This window comes from Roseateles sp. 22389, from assembly GCF_052044995.1.
GTDB lineage: Bacteria > Pseudomonadota > Gammaproteobacteria > Burkholderiales > Burkholderiaceae_C > Roseateles.
The window spans coordinates 97,242-115,100 of record NZ_JBQEOF010000012.1 but is presented as its reverse complement, the minus strand read 5'-3'; the positions used below and the strand labels follow the sequence as shown (position 1 = coordinate 115,100).

The 17,859-nt window shown below is 71.1% G+C and carries 16 protein-coding genes; 4 read left to right on the top strand and 12 right to left on the bottom strand.

Translation table 11 applies throughout. The features are described from left to right. Together ACTJKJ_RS17480 and ACTJKJ_RS17475 are read left to right on the top strand one after the other, a co-directional pair. The coding region (locus tag ACTJKJ_RS17480) for an HAD-IA family hydrolase (protein ID WP_440821217.1) at positions 1-338 on the top strand (338 nt) is incomplete at its 5' end. Between the two features lie 176 nt (positions 339-514). Then, entirely contained in the window at positions 515-1,426 is a 912-nt protein-coding gene (locus ACTJKJ_RS17475; protein ID WP_440821255.1) for an NAD(P)-dependent oxidoreductase, read from the top strand. Positions 1,427-1,555: 129 nt separating this feature from the next. On the opposite strand, the gene ACTJKJ_RS17470 is transcribed toward ACTJKJ_RS17475, so the two are convergent. The 6 genes from ACTJKJ_RS17470 to ACTJKJ_RS17445 all read right to left on the bottom strand — a co-directional run bounded on the left by ACTJKJ_RS17470 (position 1,556) and on the right by ACTJKJ_RS17445 (position 7,851). Then, positions 1,556-1,726: a hypothetical protein gene (locus tag ACTJKJ_RS17470; protein WP_183485043.1), complete on the bottom strand. Its 171-nt coding sequence runs from the start codon at positions 1,724-1,726 to the stop codon at positions 1,556-1,558. A gap of 69 nt (positions 1,727-1,795) precedes the next feature. Further along, on the bottom strand, positions 1,796-2,257 hold the full coding sequence (gene fur, locus ACTJKJ_RS17465) for a ferric iron uptake transcriptional regulator (protein WP_091721138.1): 462 nt from the start codon (positions 2,255-2,257) through the stop codon (positions 1,796-1,798). Between the two features lie 29 nt (positions 2,258-2,286). Then, positions 2,287-3,444, bottom strand: a complete 1,158-nt coding sequence (locus ACTJKJ_RS17460) for a PepSY-associated TM helix domain-containing protein (protein ID WP_440821216.1) — start codon at positions 3,442-3,444, stop codon at positions 2,287-2,289. 10 nt (positions 3,445-3,454) lie between these two features. Beyond that, complete coding sequence (locus ACTJKJ_RS17455; protein WP_297388964.1) at positions 3,455-5,677, bottom strand: TonB-dependent receptor; 2,223 nt, start codon at positions 5,675-5,677, stop codon at positions 3,455-3,457. An 80-nt stretch (positions 5,678-5,757) separates the two neighbouring features. Continuing rightward, positions 5,758-5,940, bottom strand: a complete 183-nt coding sequence (locus ACTJKJ_RS17450; protein ID WP_440821215.1) for a hypothetical protein — start codon at positions 5,938-5,940, stop codon at positions 5,758-5,760. Positions 5,941-6,126: 186 nt separating this feature from the next. Next, the gene (locus tag ACTJKJ_RS17445; RefSeq protein ID WP_440821214.1) at positions 6,127-7,851 is read right to left on the bottom strand and encodes an FAD-dependent oxidoreductase; all 1,725 of its coding nucleotides are present in this window, start codon (positions 7,849-7,851) and stop codon (positions 6,127-6,129) included. Positions 7,852-8,036: 185 nt separating this feature from the next. Between ACTJKJ_RS17445 and ACTJKJ_RS17440 the strand changes: the two genes are divergently transcribed. Continuing rightward, positions 8,037-8,528: an acyl-CoA thioesterase gene (locus tag ACTJKJ_RS17440; protein ID WP_091721154.1), complete on the top strand. Its 492-nt coding sequence runs from the start codon at positions 8,037-8,039 to the stop codon at positions 8,526-8,528. Between the two features lie 10 nt (positions 8,529-8,538). On the opposite strand, the gene gshA is transcribed toward ACTJKJ_RS17440, so the two are convergent. The 6 genes from gshA to ACTJKJ_RS17410 form a co-directional block, all read right to left on the bottom strand. Continuing rightward, positions 8,539-10,005 carry a glutamate--cysteine ligase gene (gene gshA / locus ACTJKJ_RS17435; RefSeq protein WP_440821254.1) on the bottom strand — a complete coding sequence of 489 codons (1,467 nt, stop codon included), beginning with the start codon at positions 10,003-10,005 and terminating at the stop codon, positions 8,539-8,541. Positions 10,006-10,237: 232 nt separating this feature from the next. After that, positions 10,238-11,254, bottom strand: a complete 1,017-nt coding sequence (locus ACTJKJ_RS17430) for a GlxA family transcriptional regulator (protein ID WP_440821213.1) — start codon at positions 11,252-11,254, stop codon at positions 10,238-10,240. A 96-nt stretch (positions 11,255-11,350) separates the two neighbouring features. Next, positions 11,351-11,959, bottom strand: coding sequence for a cysteine hydrolase family protein (locus ACTJKJ_RS17425; protein WP_440821212.1), 609 nt, complete (start codon positions 11,957-11,959; stop codon positions 11,351-11,353). Between the two features lie 382 nt (positions 11,960-12,341). Next, complete coding sequence (locus ACTJKJ_RS17420; protein ID WP_091721170.1) at positions 12,342-12,941, bottom strand: DUF1415 domain-containing protein; 600 nt, start codon at positions 12,939-12,941, stop codon at positions 12,342-12,344. A 56-nt stretch (positions 12,942-12,997) separates the two neighbouring features. Then, a complete protein-coding gene (locus tag ACTJKJ_RS17415; protein ID WP_183485060.1) occupies positions 12,998-14,212 on the bottom strand; it encodes a M20 aminoacylase family protein in 1,215 nt (404 codons plus the stop codon). Positions 14,213-14,395: 183 nt separating this feature from the next. Further along, positions 14,396-15,529, bottom strand: a complete 1,134-nt coding sequence (locus tag ACTJKJ_RS17410; RefSeq protein ID WP_091721178.1) for an ABC transporter substrate-binding protein — start codon at positions 15,527-15,529, stop codon at positions 14,396-14,398. Between the two features lie 206 nt (positions 15,530-15,735). Here ACTJKJ_RS17410 and ACTJKJ_RS17405 point away from each other — a divergent pair, with 206 nt between their 5' ends. Beyond that, a complete protein-coding gene (locus ACTJKJ_RS17405) occupies positions 15,736-17,814 on the top strand; it encodes a molybdopterin-containing oxidoreductase family protein (protein ID WP_440821211.1) in 2,079 nt (692 codons plus the stop codon). Positions 17,815-17,859: the final 45 nt, after the last annotated feature.

Below are 17,859 nucleotides of genomic sequence, written 5' to 3'. Positions count from 1 at the left end.
GCGGCCGCCCGGGCCCGTTCATGGCCCTGGCCAACGTGCTGGCGCTGGGCATCGGCGACGTGCGCGCCTGCGTGAAGGTCGACGACACGACGCCCGGCATCGAGGAAGGCCGGCGGGCCGGCATGTGGACGGTGGGCCTGAGCCTGTCGGGCAACGAGACCGGCTTGACGCTCGATCAGCTGCGGGCGCTGCCCGACGCGGAGCTCGCCGCGCGCCGTGACGCCGCGGCGCGGCGGCTGACGGCCTCGGGCGCGCACCTGGTGATCGACTCGGTCGCGCAGCTGCCGCGGGCGCTCGCGGAGATCGAGGCCCGGATGGCGCGCGGCGAGCAGCCCTGATCCCTCCCGAAGGGGCGGACCCGGCGCCCCGCGTGCGAAACGCGTCCGTGCTCAGACGGCGCAGGGGGAGGGCGCTCCTATCATGGCCGGCGAACTTCCAGCCCCATGAGGTCGCCGTGTCCGCCAATCCCTCGATGCCTGCTCCCACGTCCTCGCGCCGCAAGCTGCTGGTGCTGATGCCGACGGCGGAGGAGCATCTGGCCCAGTTCCGCCAGCGTTATGACGTGATCCATGCGCCGACCGCCGAGGCGCGCGCCCAGGCGGTCGCCGGGCAGGGCGCGGAGATCGAGCTGGTCGTGACCATCGGCGCGGTCGGCCTGCGCGCCGACGAGATGGCGGCGATGCCCCGGCTGGGCGCCGTCGCGGCGCAGGGCGCCGGCTACGAGGCCATCGACCTGGCGGCCGCCCGGGCCCGCGGCCTCACCCTGTGGAACGGCGCGGGCACCAACGATTCCTGCGTCGCGGACCATGCGATGGCGCTGCTGCTGGCCTCGGTGCGCGCGCTCCCGCAGCAGGAGGGCGCGCTGCGCGCCGGCCTCTGGCGCGACGCGCTGCCGCTGCGCCCCAGCGTCAACGGGCGCAAGCTGGGCATCCTGGGCCTGGGCACCATCGGGCTGCGCATCGCCAGACGGGCGCTGGCCTTCGACATGGAGGTCGGTTATCACAACCGCCGGGAACGCCATGACGCGCTGGGCTCACGCTACTTCGACTCGGCGCTGGCGCTGGCCGGGTGGGCCGACTTCCTCGTGGTCGCCGCGCCCGGTGGCCCCGCCACCCGGCACATCGTCAACGCCGAGGTGCTGAAGGCGCTCGGTCCGCAGGGGCACGTCGTCAACATCGCGCGCGGCAGCCTGGTCGACACCGCCGCGCTGGCCGCGGCGCTCGCGGCCGGCGAGCTCGGCGGCGCGGCGCTCGATGTCTATGAATCGGAACCGAAACCGCCCGAGGCCCTGCTCGGCTTCCCCAACGTGATCCTCACGCCGCACATCGCCGGATGGTCGCCCGAGTCGGTGCAGGCGACCGTCGACCTGTTCCTCGAGAACGCCCGGCGCTGGGAGGCGGGCGAAGCCGTGCTGACGCCGCTTTGAAGCCGCCAAAAAAAAGTCCGCGGCCCCAGGGGGCGGCGGACGAAGACTTGAGAACTGAAAAGAAAGGTCCCCTCGACAGGGGACACCGGCTCCGCGGACGGAACGAAGGCGGCGGCGGGCGCTAGGCTGTCAACCCAGCAGACCGGTCGCCAATCCCAGGCAGGACATGACGCCGATGCAGACCACCCAGGCATCCGCGTTGTTCAACGAGGTCCAGACCGTTTGCTTGAGCATCTGCATTGCCATCTCCTGCTGCAGCCGGAAGTGGCTGCGATGGATGGCAATGTACTGTATGCCCATACAGTATTCAACAGGGAATCGCCGGATTGTGCGCCTCGCGCCACGGCGACCCGCCGACCGACGCGCCTGTCACCGTTGGCGCCGGGCCCGGCACGCCGGGTTGGAGCACAGGCCGTACAGCGCCAGCGCATGCTCCACCAGCTCGTAGCCGCGCTCCTCGGCGATCTCGCGCTGGCGCTGCTCGATGCCGGCGTCGTAGAACTCCTCCACCCGGCCACAGGCCAGGCAGACCATGTGGTCGTGGTGCTGTTCGGAATTGAGCTCGAACACCGCCTTGCCGGACTCGAAGTGCTGCCGCGCCAGCAGCCCCGCCTCGACGAACTGCATCAGCACCCGGTACACCGTCGCCAGGCCGATGTCGGCCTCCTCCAGCAGCAGCTGGCGGTAGACGTCCTCGGCGCTGAGGTGGCGTTGGTTCGACTGCTCGAAGATCTGCAGCACCTTGATGCGGGGCAGCGTCGCCTTCAGGCCGCTGGATTGCAGGCTCTCGATCTGGTGCTTGGGGGAGTCGGGCTTGTGCGAGTCGGGCATGGGCGGGCAGGTCAGGTGCGGACTGGCGATCAGGCGGCCGCGGTTTCGGGGTTCCGGGCGTCGTCCGGGGCGCCCTTGCGGGCGCCTTGCGGCTTGCGCAGCCACAGGTAGAGGCCGCTGCCCAGCACGACGATGGTCGCCACGTCCAGCAGCGCCCACAGGATCTTCATCGGCATGCCGCCGTAGTCGCCGAAGTGCAGCGGCTGCGAGACCAGCAGCGCGGTGAGGTACCAGGGCAGTTCCGGCGCCGCCGTCAGCTGCGCCGTCCGGGCGTCCACCAGCAGCGGCTGCAGCAGCCGCGAGGTCAGCGGCGTGGTGCCCTTCAGGAAGATCGTGTTGTGGTGCGGGCTGGAAAAGGCCGTGCCGGGGAAGGCGATGAACGAGACCTTGCGCTGCTGGCCGTGATGCATCGCGGTGTCGAGCGAGGCCTGCAGCGGACCGCGGTCCCTGGCCTGGAGCAGCGGCTGGCCCTGATAGGGGGCGAGCAGCGTGGAGACCTCGGTGTACTGCCAGTACTTCACCAGCAGGTCGGCCCAGGTGTTGATCATCCCGGTCGCGCCGACGACGAAGCACCACACCAGCGTGACGATGCCCACGAGGTTGTGCAGGTCCAGCCACTTGACGCGGGTGGAGCGGTCCTTGCGCACCGCGCCGAAGTCCAGCTTGCGCATGAACGGCGCATACAGCACCACGCCGCTGACCAGCGCGATCAGCAGCAGCAGGCCCATGAAGCCGAGGAAGAGCTTGCCCGGCAGGCCCGCGAACATGTCCACGTGCAGGCGCAGCATCAGGTCCATGAAGCCCTCGCCGACGCGGTACTCGCGCACCACCAGGCCGGTGCGGGCGTCGACGGCGACGGACTTGAAGTCCTCGGTCGGCGCCGGCGTCGGGGCGAGCGTGAACCACCACAGGCGCGGGTCGTCCTCGTTCTCGCCGGCGTACTGGATGACGCGGGTCGGATGCACCGCGTTCGCGGCCTTGGCCATGACATCCAGCGAGACCCGCTGCGCGTCCATGGCGGCGGGCAGCACGGGGGCCTCGATCTCGTCGCCGAGCAGGTGGCCGATCTCGTGATGGAAGATCAGCGGAAGCCCGGTCAGGCACAGCAGCAGCATGAACAGCGTGCAGACCAGGCTGGTCCACTTGTGGAACCAGCTCCAGACGCGGATGGCGCGCGAGCTCAGCATCGTCGTGTCCTCAGAAGTCGGCCGCCAGGCTCAGGTTGACGCTGCGCGGCTGGCCGACGACCAGGTAGCTCTGGTCCGGATAGCCGCCCGCGGACGCCCAGTACTTGCGGTTGGTGAGGTTGTCGATCCGCGCACGCAGCGTGAGCAGCGTGCCCTGCACCTCGAACAGATAGCGCGCGCCCGCGTCCAGGCGGGTCCAAGCCGGCACGCGCAGCGTGTTGGCGCTGTCGGCGAAGACCTTGCCGGTGTGCACGACGCGTGCGTCCAGCGCCAGCCCCTGCAGCGCGGGGACTTCCCATTCGGCGCCCAGGTTGGCCTGCACCCGCGCGATGCCCAGCGTGCGCTTGCCTTCGGTGGCGGCCACGCCGGTGCCGTGCTGCCTGGCGTCCAGCCAGGTCAGGCCGCCCAGCACCTTGAGCTCGCGCGTGGCCATGCCGAAGGCGGTGAGCTCGACGCCGCGATGGCGGTCCTCGCCCTGGGCGGTGTCCTGCGCCAGCACCGCGCGCGGCTTGTCGGTGGTGAAGTAGGAGGCGCCGAAGCCCAGGCGTCCGCCGTCGTACTTCAGGCCGACTTCCTTCTGCTTGGAGGCGTAGGGCGCCAGGTCGCGCGCCGGCAGGCCGTTCTGCGCGGCCAGGCTGTCGCCCTTGTTCAGGCCCTCGATGTAGTTGCCGTAGACCGACAGCTGCCTGGACAGGCGATAGACGACGCCGGCGACCGGGCTGGTCTTGCTCCGGTCGTAGGTGGTGACGACGCCGCCCGGCGTGATCGTGTCCAGGAAGCGGACCGTGGCGCTGATCGAGTCGACCTTGAGCGTCTGGTGACGCAGGCCCAGCGTGATCAGCAGCGAGTCGTCCAGCAACGACAGCGTGTCGCCGATGGCGACGCTGCGGTTGCGGATGCGGGTGTTGAGCCGCGGGTCGTCGACGGTGTTGCCGACGTACACGCTGTCCGAGAACGCGGGCAGCGCGCTCCGGGCCGGCGTGTAGAGGTTGGTCGGCTGCGTGTTCAGGAAGTCCATCGCGTAGCCGTTCTTCGTGTCCAGCGAGAACACGGCGGCCGAGACCACCCATTCATGACCGACCGAGCCGGTGCGCAGCTTGCCGCGCAGGCCGGCCTCGCCGGTGTCGACGCTGTCCTTGCGGCCGTTCTCGAAGCGGTAGAAGGTGCCGTCGCCGGTCGCGGCGTCGGTGACCGTGAGGTTGCCCAGCCGGTTCGCTTCCTTGCTGCGGCGCGCGCCGTAGGCGGCCCAGGCGGTGACGGCGTCGTTGAGGTCCCATTCGCCGCGCAGCGTGCCGAAGGTGTCGCGCTCGTTGGAATAGGTCCAGGGCTGGGCGTAGTTGGCCTTGTTGTCCGGCAGCGCCGGCATCGCGCTCAGGCCGTTGACGGTGACGCTGGGGCGCGTGCGGGTGAGCTGGTTGTCCTGCCAGCCCAGGTCGGCGCTCAGGCGGACGTCGCGGCTGCGCCAGTCCACGCCCAGCGCGACGACGCTGGTCCGCGCCTTCTCGTCGTTGACCGCGGTGCCGCCGTCGCGGTAGGCGGCGTTGAAGCGCACGCCGGTGGCCTTGTCCGGGCCGAAGCGCCGCGCCACGTCCAGCGCCGCGCCGCCGGCGCCGCCGCTGCCGGCGTTCACCGTGAGGCGCGTCAGCGGCTCGACCGGCGCGCGCTTGGGCAGCAGGCTGATGTTGCCGCCGATGCCGCTGCCGTTGGGGCTCGCGCCCATCAGGAAGGCGGAGGCGCCGCGCAGCACCTCGACGCGCTCGAACAGCTCCGAGGCGATGTACTGGCGCGGCAGCAGGCTGTAGAGGCCGTTGTAGGCGACGTCGTCCGAATTCAGGATGAAGCCGCGGATGAAGTAGGCCTCCTGGAAGTTGCCGAAGCCGCGCGCGGCACGGATGCCGGGATCGTTCTGCAGCACCTCGGCGACGCTCTTGGCCTGGCGGTCCTGGATCAGCTCGTTGGTGTAGGCGGTGATGGAGAACGGGGTCTCGAGGTTGTCCTTGGTGCCGAGGATCCCGGCGCGCCCGCCGCGTGCCACCTGGCCGCCGGCATAGGCCTTGGACAGGCCTTGCTTGTCCGCGGTGGCGCTGACGGTCACCACCGGCAACTGGGACGGCGCGTCGCCGTCCTTGTCCTTGTCCTTGGGAGCGTCCTGCGCGAAGGCGGCAGGGGCGGCGAGGGCGCACAGGCCCAGGGCGATGGCGAGCGCCAGCGGGCGCTTCGGGAAGTGATTCATGGGACGGGGACCTGGAGGGAGTTCTTCTTCGGGGAGGGACAGCGGCCGGCGCCGGGCCGGCACGGTATGGGTGACGGGCGTCAGGCCGCCTTGCGGGGCCGCCAGGCAAACCAGGCGATCACCGCCACCGGCACGCCCAGGCCGATCCACGACCAGACGTCGCCCCAGGCGTCCGACACCAGCGCCGACAGCAGGCCGGAGGTGCTCAGCACGCCCAGCGCGATCGGCCAGGTCCAGAGACGGCGGGATTCGGGAGACCACATCGGCGGACGCTAAGCTTGCAAATAACAATTATTCGCATTCTAGAGCGAAGCGAGGCCCGGCTGGATGGCGGGATCGCCTGTCTGGGCGCAGGGAAAGCGGAGGCTGAAAGCGCTGCCGCCCCTGTTGGGGGCGGCAAGGGGAGGCGGAGGTCGGGGCGGGCGCCGCCGGCCAGGGACGGGCGGGCGCTAGACGGTCGCGCGGGCCACCGCCGCCGGGCTGGTGCGTTCGGCGCGCTCGGCGTCCTGGCGGGCGAGGTACTGGTGGATGCTGGCCACCACCTGCGCGCCTTCGCCGATCGCGCCGCCGACCCGCTTGACCGAGCCCGAGCGCACGTCGCCGACCGCGAAGACGCCCGGGATGCTCGATTCGAGCAGCTCCGGCTTGTACTGCGACAGCGGGCAGGCGCAGGCGCGGCCGGTGATGATGAAGCCGGCCTGGTCCAGTTCGAGGCCGCACTGCGAGATCAGGCCGGTCTCGGGTTCCGCGCCGATGAACATGAACAGGTGCTGCAGCGCCAGCCGGCGCTGCTGGCCGTTGCGGCGGTCGCGCCAGCAGACGGCCTCCAGCGCGTCGCCGCCTTCGAGCTCGCACAGCTCCTGGTGCGCCAGCAGCTCGATGTTGGCGGTGCCCTGGATGCGGTCGATCAGGTAGCGCGACATCGTTGCCGCCAGCCCCGGGCCGCGGACCAGCATGATCACCTTGGCCGCGTGGTTGGCCAGGAACACCGCCGCCTGGCCCGCCGAGTTGCCGCCGCCGACGATCACGACCGTCTGCCGGCTGCAGATGCGGGCCTCGATCGGCGAGGCCCAGTACCAGACGCCCCGGCCCTCGAAGCGCGCCAGCGCGTCGAGGTCGGGACGGCGGTAGCGCGCGCCGGTGGCGATCACCGCGGTGCGGGCCCGCACCGTGCGGCCGTCCTCCAGCGCCAGGCGCAGCTCGTCGTCCTCGCCGTGGCGCTCGCAGCTCATCTCGGTGACCTTGGCCGGGATCAGCATGTCGGCGCCGAACTTCTGGGCCTGGACGAAGGCCCGGCCCGCCAGCGCCTGGCCCGAGATGCCGGTCGGGAAGCCGAGGTAGTTCTCGATGCGCGAGCTCGCACCGGCCTGGCCGCCGAACGAGCGGCAGTCCATCACCAGCACCGACAGCCCCTCCGACGCCGCGTACACCGCGGCCGACAGGCCCGCCGGGCCGGCGCCGACGATGGCCACGTCGTAGAGCTCGGGGCGCTCGCGCATGTCGACGATGCCCATGCAGCGGGCGACCTCCTCGTCGGTCGGGTCGATCAGCACGTCGCCGCCGGGGCAGATGACCAGCATCTGCACGCCCTCGGTCATGTACTGGTCGGCGAGCGCCTTGGCGTCGTCGTTCTGGTCGGGCTCGAGCTGTTGGTGCGGATAACCGTTGCGGCCCAGGAAGCTGCGCAGCCGCATCACCGGCGCGGCCTTGGCCCGCCCGATCAGCGTCGCGCCGCTGGCGCCGGCCTCGATCAGGCCGACGCGGCGCAGGATGAAGGCGCGGGTGAGACGTTCGCCCAGGTCGGCCTCGGCGATCAGCAGCGCGCGCAGCTGCGGCGGGCTGACCTCGACCGCCTCGACCTCGGTTTCCGCGATCGCGTCGATGAACGAGGGCCGGCCGCTGAGCTGGCCAACCTCGCCCAGGAAACCGCCCGGGCCGTGCCGGTGGATCGGCGTCACGTGGCCGAGGCTGTCACGCTGGGAGACGGTGATCTCGCCGCTGAGGATCAGGGTCATGCCCATGCCGGCATCGCCGGCACGCACGACCCACTCGCCTTGGGAATAGCGCCGGAACCGGCCGAAGCGCGCGACGCGCGCGATGTCGGCGACGCCGAGCGTGGGAAACATCTGGGCACCGCGCGTGTCGGCGATGCTGGGCTGCTGGACCTGGGCCATGGGACCTCCTGGCGCGCACCCTAACCGACGGGCGAGCCAGCGGCAAGCGCCGGACGGGAGAGCGCGGCGCGCGGCGCCGGGCGGGGGACGGACGGCCGCTGCGCCTCCGGGGGAGGGGGGTCGCCGCCGACTCTGGCACCATGGCGGCCGCCCCTTCCTTCACGATCCGTTCCGGAGCCTTCGCCATGGACCTGCCTTCCCACCAACTGACGATGACCGTGCTGATGACGCCGGACATGGCCAACTTCTCCGGCAACGTGCACGGCGGGACCATCCTGAAGCTGCTCGACCAGGTCGCCTACGCCTGCGCCAGCCGCTTTGCCGGTCGCTACACGGTGACGCTGTCGGTGGACCAGGTGATGTTCCGACAGCCGATCCATGTCGGCGAGCTGGTCAGCTTCCTGGCCTCGGTGAACTACACCGGCACCTCGTCGATGGAGATCGGCATCAAGGTCGTCACCGAGAACATCCGCGACCAGGTGGTGCGGCATGCCAACAGCTGCTTCTTCACGATGGTGGCCGTCGGCGAGGACGGCCGGCCGGTGCCGGTGCCGCCGCTGTCGCCGAGTTCCCCCGACGAGAAGCGCCGCTGGGAAGCCGCGATCGAGCGCAAGAAGCTGCGCCAGGAACTGCAGCGCCGGCACGACGAGTTGCGCAGCTCCACCCTGCCGGGCTGAGCCGGCGGCCTCAGCCGCGCAGCTGCGCCGGATCGAGGTACTGCTGGCGGAAGGTCTCGAAGTCGACCGTGTCGGCCGCCTCGATCGCCGCCTGCGTCTCCAGCGAGGCCCGCGCCGACTGCTCGAAGCGGGCCATCAGGCCCTCGGGCATCGGCTGCGCCAGCACATGGGCGCGGGCGGCCTCGGAGCGGGCCGCGACGAAGTCCAGGTGCGAGCACCGGTGTCCGGCGCTCATCGCCGCCAGCACCCGCGCCGACGGCAGCTCGTCCGGCCGGTCCCAGCGCTCGACGGCCTGGGCGAGCGCCTCGCGGTAGAGCGAGCCGCCCAGCGCCTCGTCGATCTTGCGGGCGATCGGCGCGAAGTCGGTCAGCAGCTCGCGGCCCCAGTCGCGCAGCGCGATCTCGCCGCCGCGGCGCTCCAGCTTCAGGCCGGGTTCGCGTCCGGCCGAGGCGGTGCGGTGCTGGTTGCGGGCCAGCGCGCCGAGTTCGTCCGGCGTGTCGTTGGGGCTGTCGGTCAGCCAGCAGTGCAGCAGGAAGATGTCCAGGAAACGCATCGTGCTGGCGGCGATGCCGACCGGCTCGAACGGATCCAGGTCCATGCAGCGGACCTCGATGTATTCGACGCCGCGCTCGCGCAGCGCATGCAGCGGACGCTCGCCCGAGCGAATGGTGCGCTTGGGGCGGATCGTGCCGTAGAACTCGTTCTCGATCTGCAGCAGCGTGGTCGACAGCTGGTTGTATTCGCCGCCCGGATTGACCACGCCGACCTTCTCGTAGGCGGGGTAGGGGCGGGTCAGCGCGTCCTGCAGCGAGGCGGCGTAGCCGTCCAGGCTGTTGTAGCTGACGGCCAGCGAGGCCTGCGCGTCGCTCTGGTAGCCGAGGCGGCCCATGCGCAGCGAGGTGCCGTGGGGCATGTGCAGCGTGCCGTCGGTCAGCGGCTGCAGGCCGTGCTCGCGGCCGGCGACGAAGCTGGCGCACAGCGCCGGTGATGCGCCGAACAGCGTCAGCAGCAGGAAGGAATGGCGGCGGAAGTTGCGGATCAGCGCGAAGTGGTCGGCGTTGTCCAGGCCCGGCATCGACCAGTTGTAGTGGATGCCGGAGATGGTCTGCATGCGCCGCCCGTAGCGGTGGCCCAGGCCCATGCGGTAGACGCTCTTGGCGCGGCCGATGTTGGAGGCGCCGTAGCGGCCGATGGGGATGGTTTCATCCGCGGGCAGCAGGCAGGGCATGCTCGACGCCCACATCAGTTCCTCGCCCAGGCTGCGGTAGACGGCCTGGTGGATCTCGGTCAGCTGCGCCACGCAGGCCTCGGCGGAGGCATGCACGCCGGTGATCAGCTCCAGCTGCGACTCGCTGAAGTCGGTGGTGACCGTCTCATGGGTCAGCGCCGAGCCGAGCGCGGTCGGATGCGGCGTCAGCGCCAGCGAGGCGGCGGTCGGCAGCGCGCGCAGGCTTTCCTTCTCCACGCCGCGGCGCATGCCCGCCAGACGGGCCGGATCCAGGGCCTCCAGTCGCTTCAGCCAATCGCTCAAAACCCGCTCCTCGTTCGATGTGGGCGCGCAAGTTAACAGATGTGCACGAATCCCGCTTGAATTGGCTTTCTCGGGTTTGTGCTAAGCGGGGTGAGGCGATCGACCGGCCTTCAGCGGGTCAACGGCCGTCAACCGCCGGCAAGCTGCGGGCAATCCACGGGCCGGTGCGCGAAGCGGCTCAGGCCGGCGCGCTCAGGCGCCGGCGCGTGCGTCGGAGCTGCTGGTCCGAGCTGAAGCCGGCGGCCAGGGCCGCCTGCGCCGGCCGCTGGCCGCGCGCCAGTTCGCGCCGGGCCAGTTCGAGCCGGATCGCGCGCAGGTAGTCGAGCGGCGTCGTGCCGCCGTGCTGGGTGAAGAGCCGGGTGAGGTGACGCGGCGTGACATGGGCGACCTCGGCCATCCGCGCCAGGCTCCAGTCGGCGCGCGGGTCGCCGCAGATCGCGTCCTGCACCCGGTGCAGCGCGGGATGCAGGTGGTGGCGGTGCGCCAGCATCGGCGACAGCTCCGGATCCTGCGCGCCGCGCCGCAGGTAGACCACCATCACCTGCGCCACCGACGCGGCCAGCGCCTCGCCGCAGTGCTCGGCGATGAGGGCCAGCACCAGGTCGATGCCGGCCGTGATGCCGGCGCTGCTGGCCAGCGGGCCGTCGAGCACGAACACCCGGTTCGCCTGCACGTCCGCGCCGGGCGCGGCGGCGCGCAGCGCGTCGAGCGATTCATGGTGGGTGGTGCAGCGCCGGCCCTCGAGCAGCCCGGCCCGCGCCGCCAGCAGCGCGCCGGCGCAGATGCTCAGCAGCCGGCCTTCGCCGCCAGCCAGCAGCGCCGTGCCCTCGCGATGCAGCCAGCGCTCGATGCGCAGTTCCTCCTCGCGCTCGACGGCGCCCGGCGCCGCGTCGTCCGGATGCGCATGCCGGCGCCCGCTCAGGATCAGCCAGTCGCGCGGCCCCAGCGCCGGCAGCGGCTCCAGCGCGGCCAGCGTCAGGCCGACCGAGCTGGAGGCCGTCGGCGACGCGGCGCAGTAGCGCAGCCGGAAGGCTTCCGGCTCGCGGCGGCGGCGCAAGGCCTGGTTGGCGAGCCGCAGCGCCTCGGCCGCGCCGGCCAGGTCCAGCAGCAGCGTGTGGCGCTCGACCAGGATCCAGACGTCGACCGGGTCGTCGTCCGGTCGGCGCGCGGCCAGGGGAGAGTCAGGAAAGGACATCGCGGCAGTATGCCCCCGGGGCATTCGGGAATAGGGTGCAAGGGAGAGCGGGCTCCCGGCGCGGGCGAGTGCGCCGCGCCGTGGACCCACCGGCCATCAGGCCGCGACGGCGCTGCGCTGGGTGGCGCGATCGAGCGCCGCCTCGACGTCGACGATCTGCGCGAACCGGTCCTGCAGCGCGACCTCGGTGCGCAGCTTGAGCTCGTCCACGCCGACCACCACGCCGCTGGCGTGCCGGATCGGGAAGGTCAGCGTCGCCTCGGTCACGTAGTCGACGGTCCAGCCCTCGTCGCTGGCGTGGCGCGTCGTCGTCTCGCAGCACTGCTCGGTACGGATGCCCGCAACGATCAGGCGGCGGATGCCGTGCTCGGTCAGCCAGATCGACAGGCCGGTGCCGGCCAGCGCGCTGTGGCGGCGCTTGAGGAACTCGGCGGCGATGGGCACGTCGGCCAGCTCGGCCATCGGGCGCACATGGCCGCTGACCAGCGAGAAGGGGTTGTCCGGCGTGGCCGGGCCGTCGGTGTGGAGGATGCGCACGATCGGCAGGCCGCGCGCGGCGGCGCCGGTCAGCAGCGCGTTGGTGCGGGCCATGTAGGGCTCGAAGCCGGCCGGGTCCCAGTAGGGGCGGTGGCGGAAGGATTCCTGGACGTCGATCAGCAGGACGGCGGTGTCGGCGTCGGGACGGAAGGCGGTGGCGGCGGTCATCGGGGCTCCATCGAGCAGTGGGTGATGGATGCCATCGTGCCGACGGACGCGCGCGGCGTCGCGCCGTCGCAGGACCAGTCGCGGTCAAATCAGGACATCGGGTGTGCCACGACCGCAACCCTCACCCCCACCCTCTCCCGCAAGCGGGAGAGGGAGCAAGTCAGAGCGGCGCTTTCCTTGGCAGGCGGGAGAGAGAGCAAGGCGGCGCGGCGCTCTTCGTTGATAGGTGCGGCAGGTCATGCCAAGCGCGGTCTGTGTGACCCCCTCTCCCGCTTGCGGGAGAGGGCAGGGGTGAGGGCCAGCTGCTTCTCGCACGAACCGGCGGGCGGTCGCGGCAGCGAGCATCAAGACGCGGCGGCGCAGCGCTTCGCCACTCGACCGATCAGTCCTCGCGCGTGGTGCGCTGGGCCAGCGGCAGCTTGGCCTCGAGGTCCAGCGCGTCCCAGCCCTTGCGGCCGATGCGGCGCAGCGTGTCGATGTTGGCCTCGTAGATCGCGTCGGTGTCCGGCATGGTCTCGACGGCCCGCTCGATGCTCTCCTCGCGCAGCAGGTGCAGCGTCGGGTAGGGCGAGCGGTTGCTGAAGTTGTCGACGTCGTCCGCGTCGGTGCCCTCGAACTGGTAGTCGGGGTGGAAGCTGGCCACCTGCAGCACGCCGTCCAGGTCCAGGTCCTCGACCAGCGCGTCGGCCGCGCCCAGGAAGTCGTTGAAGTCCAGGAAGTCGTTGAGCACCCACGGATGGACCAGCAGCGTCGTCTCCGTCTCCTCGGGATCGGCGCGGTTGAGCGCCAGCAGCTCGCGCGCCAGGTCCTTGAGCAGTTCCTCCGGCGTGTGCGCCGCGCTGACCACGGTGCGCAGGCGCTGGTTGACCTCCACGCTCTTGGCGAACGGGCACAGGTTCAGGCCGATCACGGCCCGCTGCAGCCAGCGCTGGGTGTCCTCGCGGACGGTCTTCTCTTGGTCGGGCGCGATCGGGGCGGTCATCGGGCGGGGGGCTGGAGTCGAAGAAGAGGGCGGGGCGCGGAGGGCGGCGGCGGCCCTCAGGCCTGGGCCGGGCGCGGCCGCTTGAACCACGCGTCGACCAGCCGGACCCACATCGAGCCGCCCAGCGGGATCAGCTCGTCGTTGAAGTCGTAGCTCGGGTTGTGCAGCATGCAGGGCCCCAGGCCGTGGCCGCCCTCGCGGTGGCTGCCGTCGCCGTTGCCGATCAGGAAGTAGCAGCCCGGCACTTCCTGCAGGTAGTAGCTGAAGTCCTCGGCGCCCATGGTGGGCTCGAACTCCTGCACATTGGCCGCGCCCAGCATCTCGGTCAGCACGCCGCGGGCGAATTCGGTCTCGGCCGGGTGGTTGATCGTCGGCGGGTAGTTGCGGTGGAAGCTGAACTCGCACTCGACCTCGAAGGCGGTGCCCGTGGCCTCGGTCAGTTGCCGCATGCGGCGCTCGATCAGGTCCAGCGTCTCCAGCGTGAAGGTCCGCACCGTGCCCTGCAGCTCGCAGCGCTCGGGGATCACGTTGGTCGCCTCGCCGGCGTGGATCATCGTCACCGAGATCACGCCCGCGTCGATCGGCCGCTTGTTGCGGGTGATGATGGTCTGGAAGGCCTGCACCAGGTGCGCGGCCACGACCACCGGGTCGGTGCCCAGGTGCGGCATCGCGCCGTGCGCGCCCTTGCCCTTGATCACGATCTTGAATTCGTTGCTCGAGGCGAAGACCGGTCCGGTCTTGAGCGCGAACTGCCCGGCGGCCATGCCCGGCCAGTTGTGGACGCCGAACATGGCCTCCATCGGGAACTTGCGGAACAGGCCGTCCTTGATCATTTCGCGGGCGCCGCCGCCGCCCTCCTCGGCGGGCTGGAAGACGACATAGACGGTGCCGTCGAAGTCGCGATGCGCGGCCAGGTGCTTGGCCGCGGCCAGCAGCATCGCGGTGTGGCCGTCATGGCCGCACGCGTGCATCTTGCCGGGGTGCTTGCTGGCGTGCGCGAAGGTGTTGTGCTCGGTGATGGGCAGCGCGTCGATGTCGGCGCGCAGGCCCAGCGTGCGGCCGCTCCTGCCGCCGTCGCGGCCGGGGATGATGCCGACCACGCCGGTCTTGCCCAGGCCGCGGTGGACTTCGATGCCCCAGTCGGTCAGCGCTTTCGCGACCACGTCCGAGGTGCGGTCTTCATGGAAGCAGAGTTCGGGATGCGCGTGCAGGTCGCGTCGCAGCTTGGCGATGGCCGGCGCGTCGGCCAGGATGGGTTCGATCAGCTTCATGGGCGGGCACTCCGATGTCATCGCGACAGCGCGTCGGGCTTGCCGCGAGCCAGAAAGGCCGCGGCGCCGCTCAGGGCGGCGCCGCTGTGTCGGGCCAGTGTACCCGCCGCACCGCGAAGGTGCCCGACGCCGCCGCGCCCGTCCGGGCGATCAGCGCCGCGTCACTGCCGGATCAAGCCCGGATCAGCGCTTCACGCGTCCGTCGCTGGTCAGCAGGGTCATCTCGACGAAGCTCGAGCCGACATGCTTGTTGGGCCGGAAGTTCACGTTGAAGCCGCCGAGGTTGTAGTTCTGCAGGCTGTCCAGCCCGGCGACCAGGCCCTCGCGGGTCGGGCGGGTCGCGCGGCGGATGCCCTCGCTGATGACCTTGGCGCCGATGTAGCCCTCGATGGCGGTGTAGTTGAACTTCTGGCCGGCCTTGGTGGCGGCCTGCTGGTATTCATGGACCACGCCGACCTGGGTGCCGAACGGGTAGGGCATGACCTGGCTGACCACCACGCCCATCGCGTCCTTGCCCAGTTCCTCCAGCAGCGCCTGGGTGCCGACGAAGGAGACGTTGTAGAACACGCCGCCGTAGCCGGCCTTGCGCGCGGCGCGGATGAAGGCGGCGCAGCTCTTGTAGGCGCTGATCATGACGATGGCCTCGGGCGGCGCGCCGTTCTGCACCAGGTCCTTGACCGCCTTGGCGACGTCGACGCTGTTGCGCTCGACGGTGGAGGTGGCCAGCGGCTGGATCGACAGCGGCTTCATCGCGCGCAGCACGCCGTCCAGGCCGGCCTTGCCGTAGGCGTCGTTCTGGTGGAAGACGGAGATCCGCATCAGGCCCAGGTGGGCCAGCTGCTTCACGATCAGGGCGGTCTCGTCGTAATACGAGGCGCGCACGTGATAGACCCAGGGGCTGAAGGGATCGCGCAGCGCCTCGGCGCCGGTGAAGGGCGCCACGAACGGGATCTTGGCCTGGTTGACCAGCGGCAGCGCAGCCAGCGAGGTCGGCGTGCCGACGTAGCCGAACAGCGCGAAGACGTCGTCGGCGATCAGCTTCTCGGTGTTGGCCTTGCAGCGGTCCGGCTCATAGCCGTCGTCCAGCGTGCGCAGCTCGATCAGGGTGCCGTTGATGCCGCCGGCGGCGTTCTGCGCGTCGAAGAAGAGCTTCGCGCCGGCCTGCATCTGCAGGCCCAGCTGCGAGGCCGCGCCCGTCAGCGGCGCCGACTGGCCCAGCACGAGGCGTTTGCCTTGCGCGCGGACGGCCGTCGGGATGGGCAGGGTGGCGAGCGCGCCCAGGGCGCTGGCGGAGGCGAGGAGTTGGCGGCGATCCAAGAGAGGCTCCCAGGGGGTGCGATAGATGTTGTGGCGCCTGCCTGAGCGACTGACGCCAGGAGGCTCGACACGACCTATTTCGGCCCCCAGCAAGCGAGCTTAGCGGTTCGTGCGCCAAGCGTCGTCACCATGTTCGGTAAGAAAGCGAAAGCGTGTGGCGCCTGTGCAATAGTTGACGTTCCTTGCCCGCTCTCCAAGAACCGACCGTGAATCTTCCGCCACCGGCCCATCACCACGACGATCCGGCCCTCGCCCGGACGCCCGCATCGCCGTCGCGGGTGGTGAAGGGCGCCTGCCCGCATGACTGCCCCGACACCTGCGCCCTGCGCATCACCGTCGAGGACGGCAAGGTGGTCAAGGTGCAGGGTCAGCCGGAGCATCCCAGCACCCACGGCGCGCTGTGCACCAAGGTCTCGCGCTACCCGGAGCGGACCTACCACGCGGAGCGCGTGCTGCACCCGCTCAAGCGCGTCAACGCCAAGCACGAGCCGCCGCGCTTCGAGCGCATCGGCTGGGACCAGGCGATCGCCGAGATCGCCGGCCGCCTGAAGGCGATCGCGGCGCGCGACCCGCAGGCCATCCTCCCCTACAGCTATGCCGGCACGATGGGCCTGCTGCAGGGCGAGGCCATGGCGGGCCGCTTCTTCAACCGGCTGGGCGCGTCCTGCCTGGACCGCACGATCTGCGCCTCGGCGGGCGGCGCGGCGCTGACGACCACCTACGGCCACAAGGTCGGCATGCACCTGCCGCACTTCGCCGAATCGAAGCTGATCCTCATCTGGGGCAGCAATTCGATCGCTTCCAACCTGCATTTCTGGACCTTCGCCAACCAGGCCAAGCGCGAGGGCGCGAAGCTGGTCTGCATCGACCCGCGCAAGACCGAGACCGCGGACAAGTGCCACCAGCACCTGGCGCTGCTGCCCGGGACCGACGGCGCGCTGGCGCTGGGCCTGATGCACGAGCTGATCGCCCAGGACTGGCTGGACCACGACTACATCGCCCGGCATGTCGACGGCTGGGAGGAGCTGCGCGCGAAGGCGCTGGCCTGGCCCCCCGAGCGCACGGCCGCCGAATGCGGCCTGAGCGCGGACGAGGTGCGCGGCCTGGCGCGCGACTACGCGACGCTGGCGCCGGCGGCGATCCGGCTGAACTACGGCATGCAGCGCGTGCGCGGCGGCGGCAACGCGGTGCGCCTGATCGCGCTGCTGCCCTGCCTGACCGGCGCCTGGCGCCACCGTGCGGGCGGGCTGCTGCTGTCGAGCTCGGGCTGGTTCGCGCCCTTCAAGAACCCGGCGCTGGAGCGTCCCGAGCTGCGCGCCGGCCGGCCCTCCCGCACGATCAACATGAGCACCATCGGCGACGACCTGCTGCGCGAGGCCTCGCCCGACTTCGGGCCGCGGATCGAGGCGCTGGTCGTCTACAACAGCAACCCGGTGGCGGTGGCGCCGGAGTCGCCCAAGGTGGTGGCGGGCTTCCAGCGGCCCGACCTGTTCACCGTGGTGCTGGAGCACTTCCTGACCGACACCGCCGACCTGGCCGACTACGTGCTGCCGGCGACTACGCAGCTCGAGCACCTGGACATCCACACCAGCTACGGCCACACCGACGTGCTGGTCAACGAGCCGGCGGTCGCGCCGCTGGGCGAGTCGCGGTCCAACACGCGGATCTTCCGCGAGCTCGCCGCGGCGATGGGCTTCGACGAGCCGGCCTTCCACGATGACGACGAGGCGCTGCTGCGCCAGGCCTTCCGCGACGACATCGACCTGGCCCAGCTGCGCGAGCGCGGCTGGTTCAAGCTGCCGCTCAAGGAGGCGCCGTTCGCCGAGGGCGGCTTCCCCTCGGCCAGCGGCAAGGCCGATGCGCGCGGCGCGGACTACGTGGCCAACTACGAGAGCCGGTCCAGCGCGCCGGCGCTGGCGGCGCGGTATCCGCTGGCGATGATCTCGCCGCCGGCGCGCAACCACCTGAACAGCACCTTCGTGAACGTGAAGAGCCTGCGCGACATCGAAGGCGAGCAGGTGCTCGAGATGAGCGCCGGTGACGCCGCCGCGCGCGGCCTGGCCGATGGACAGCTGGTGCGGGTCTTCAACGACCGCGGCAGCTATGCCTGCCGGCTGGACGTCAGCGCCCGCGCCCGCGAGGGCGTCGTGCACGGGCTGGGCATCTGGTGGCGCAAGCTCGGCGCCGACGGCCGCAACGTCAACGAGGTGACGCACCAGCGGCTCACCGACATGGGCCGCGCGCCGTGCTTCTACGACTGCCTGGTCGAGGTCGCCGCGGCCTGAGTGCCGCGCACGGACGGCGACGCCGATGACGCAGCCGATGGGGAT

What these genes read in the sequence shown, in the direction of transcription:
- ACTJKJ_RS17475 (WP_440821255.1), top strand. Translation starts at nt 515, where the DNA reads ATGCCGACGGCGGAGGAGCATCTGGCCCAGTTCCGCCAGCGTTATGAC.
- ACTJKJ_RS17470 (WP_183485043.1), bottom strand. Translation starts at nt 1,726, where the DNA reads ATGGGCATACAGTACATTGCCATCCATCGCAGCCACTTCCGGCTGCAG.
- fur (WP_091721138.1), bottom strand. Translation starts at nt 2,257, where the DNA reads ATGCCCGACTCGCACAAGCCCGACTCCCCCAAGCACCAGATCGAGAGC.
- ACTJKJ_RS17460 (WP_440821216.1), bottom strand. Translation starts at nt 3,444, where the DNA reads ATGCTGAGCTCGCGCGCCATCCGCGTCTGGAGCTGGTTCCACAAGTGG.
- ACTJKJ_RS17455 (WP_297388964.1), bottom strand. Translation starts at nt 5,677, where the DNA reads ATGAATCACTTCCCGAAGCGCCCGCTGGCGCTCGCCATCGCCCTGGGC.
- ACTJKJ_RS17450 (WP_440821215.1), bottom strand. Translation starts at nt 5,940, where the DNA reads ATGTGGTCTCCCGAATCCCGCCGTCTCTGGACCTGGCCGATCGCGCTG.
- ACTJKJ_RS17445 (WP_440821214.1), bottom strand. Translation starts at nt 7,851, where the DNA reads ATGGCCCAGGTCCAGCAGCCCAGCATCGCCGACACGCGCGGTGCCCAG.
- ACTJKJ_RS17440 (WP_091721154.1), top strand. Translation starts at nt 8,037, where the DNA reads ATGGACCTGCCTTCCCACCAACTGACGATGACCGTGCTGATGACGCCG.
- gshA (WP_440821254.1), bottom strand. Translation starts at nt 10,005, where the DNA reads ATGCGCCGCGGCGTGGAGAAGGAAAGCCTGCGCGCGCTGCCGACCGCC.
- ACTJKJ_RS17430 (WP_440821213.1), bottom strand. Translation starts at nt 11,254, where the DNA reads ATGTCCTTTCCTGACTCTCCCCTGGCCGCGCGCCGACCGGACGACGAC.
- ACTJKJ_RS17425 (WP_440821212.1), bottom strand. Translation starts at nt 11,959, where the DNA reads ATGACCGCCGCCACCGCCTTCCGTCCCGACGCCGACACCGCCGTCCTG.
- ACTJKJ_RS17420 (WP_091721170.1), bottom strand. Translation starts at nt 12,941, where the DNA reads ATGACCGCCCCGATCGCGCCCGACCAAGAGAAGACCGTCCGCGAGGAC.
- ACTJKJ_RS17415 (WP_183485060.1), bottom strand. Translation starts at nt 14,212, where the DNA reads ATGAAGCTGATCGAACCCATCCTGGCCGACGCGCCGGCCATCGCCAAG.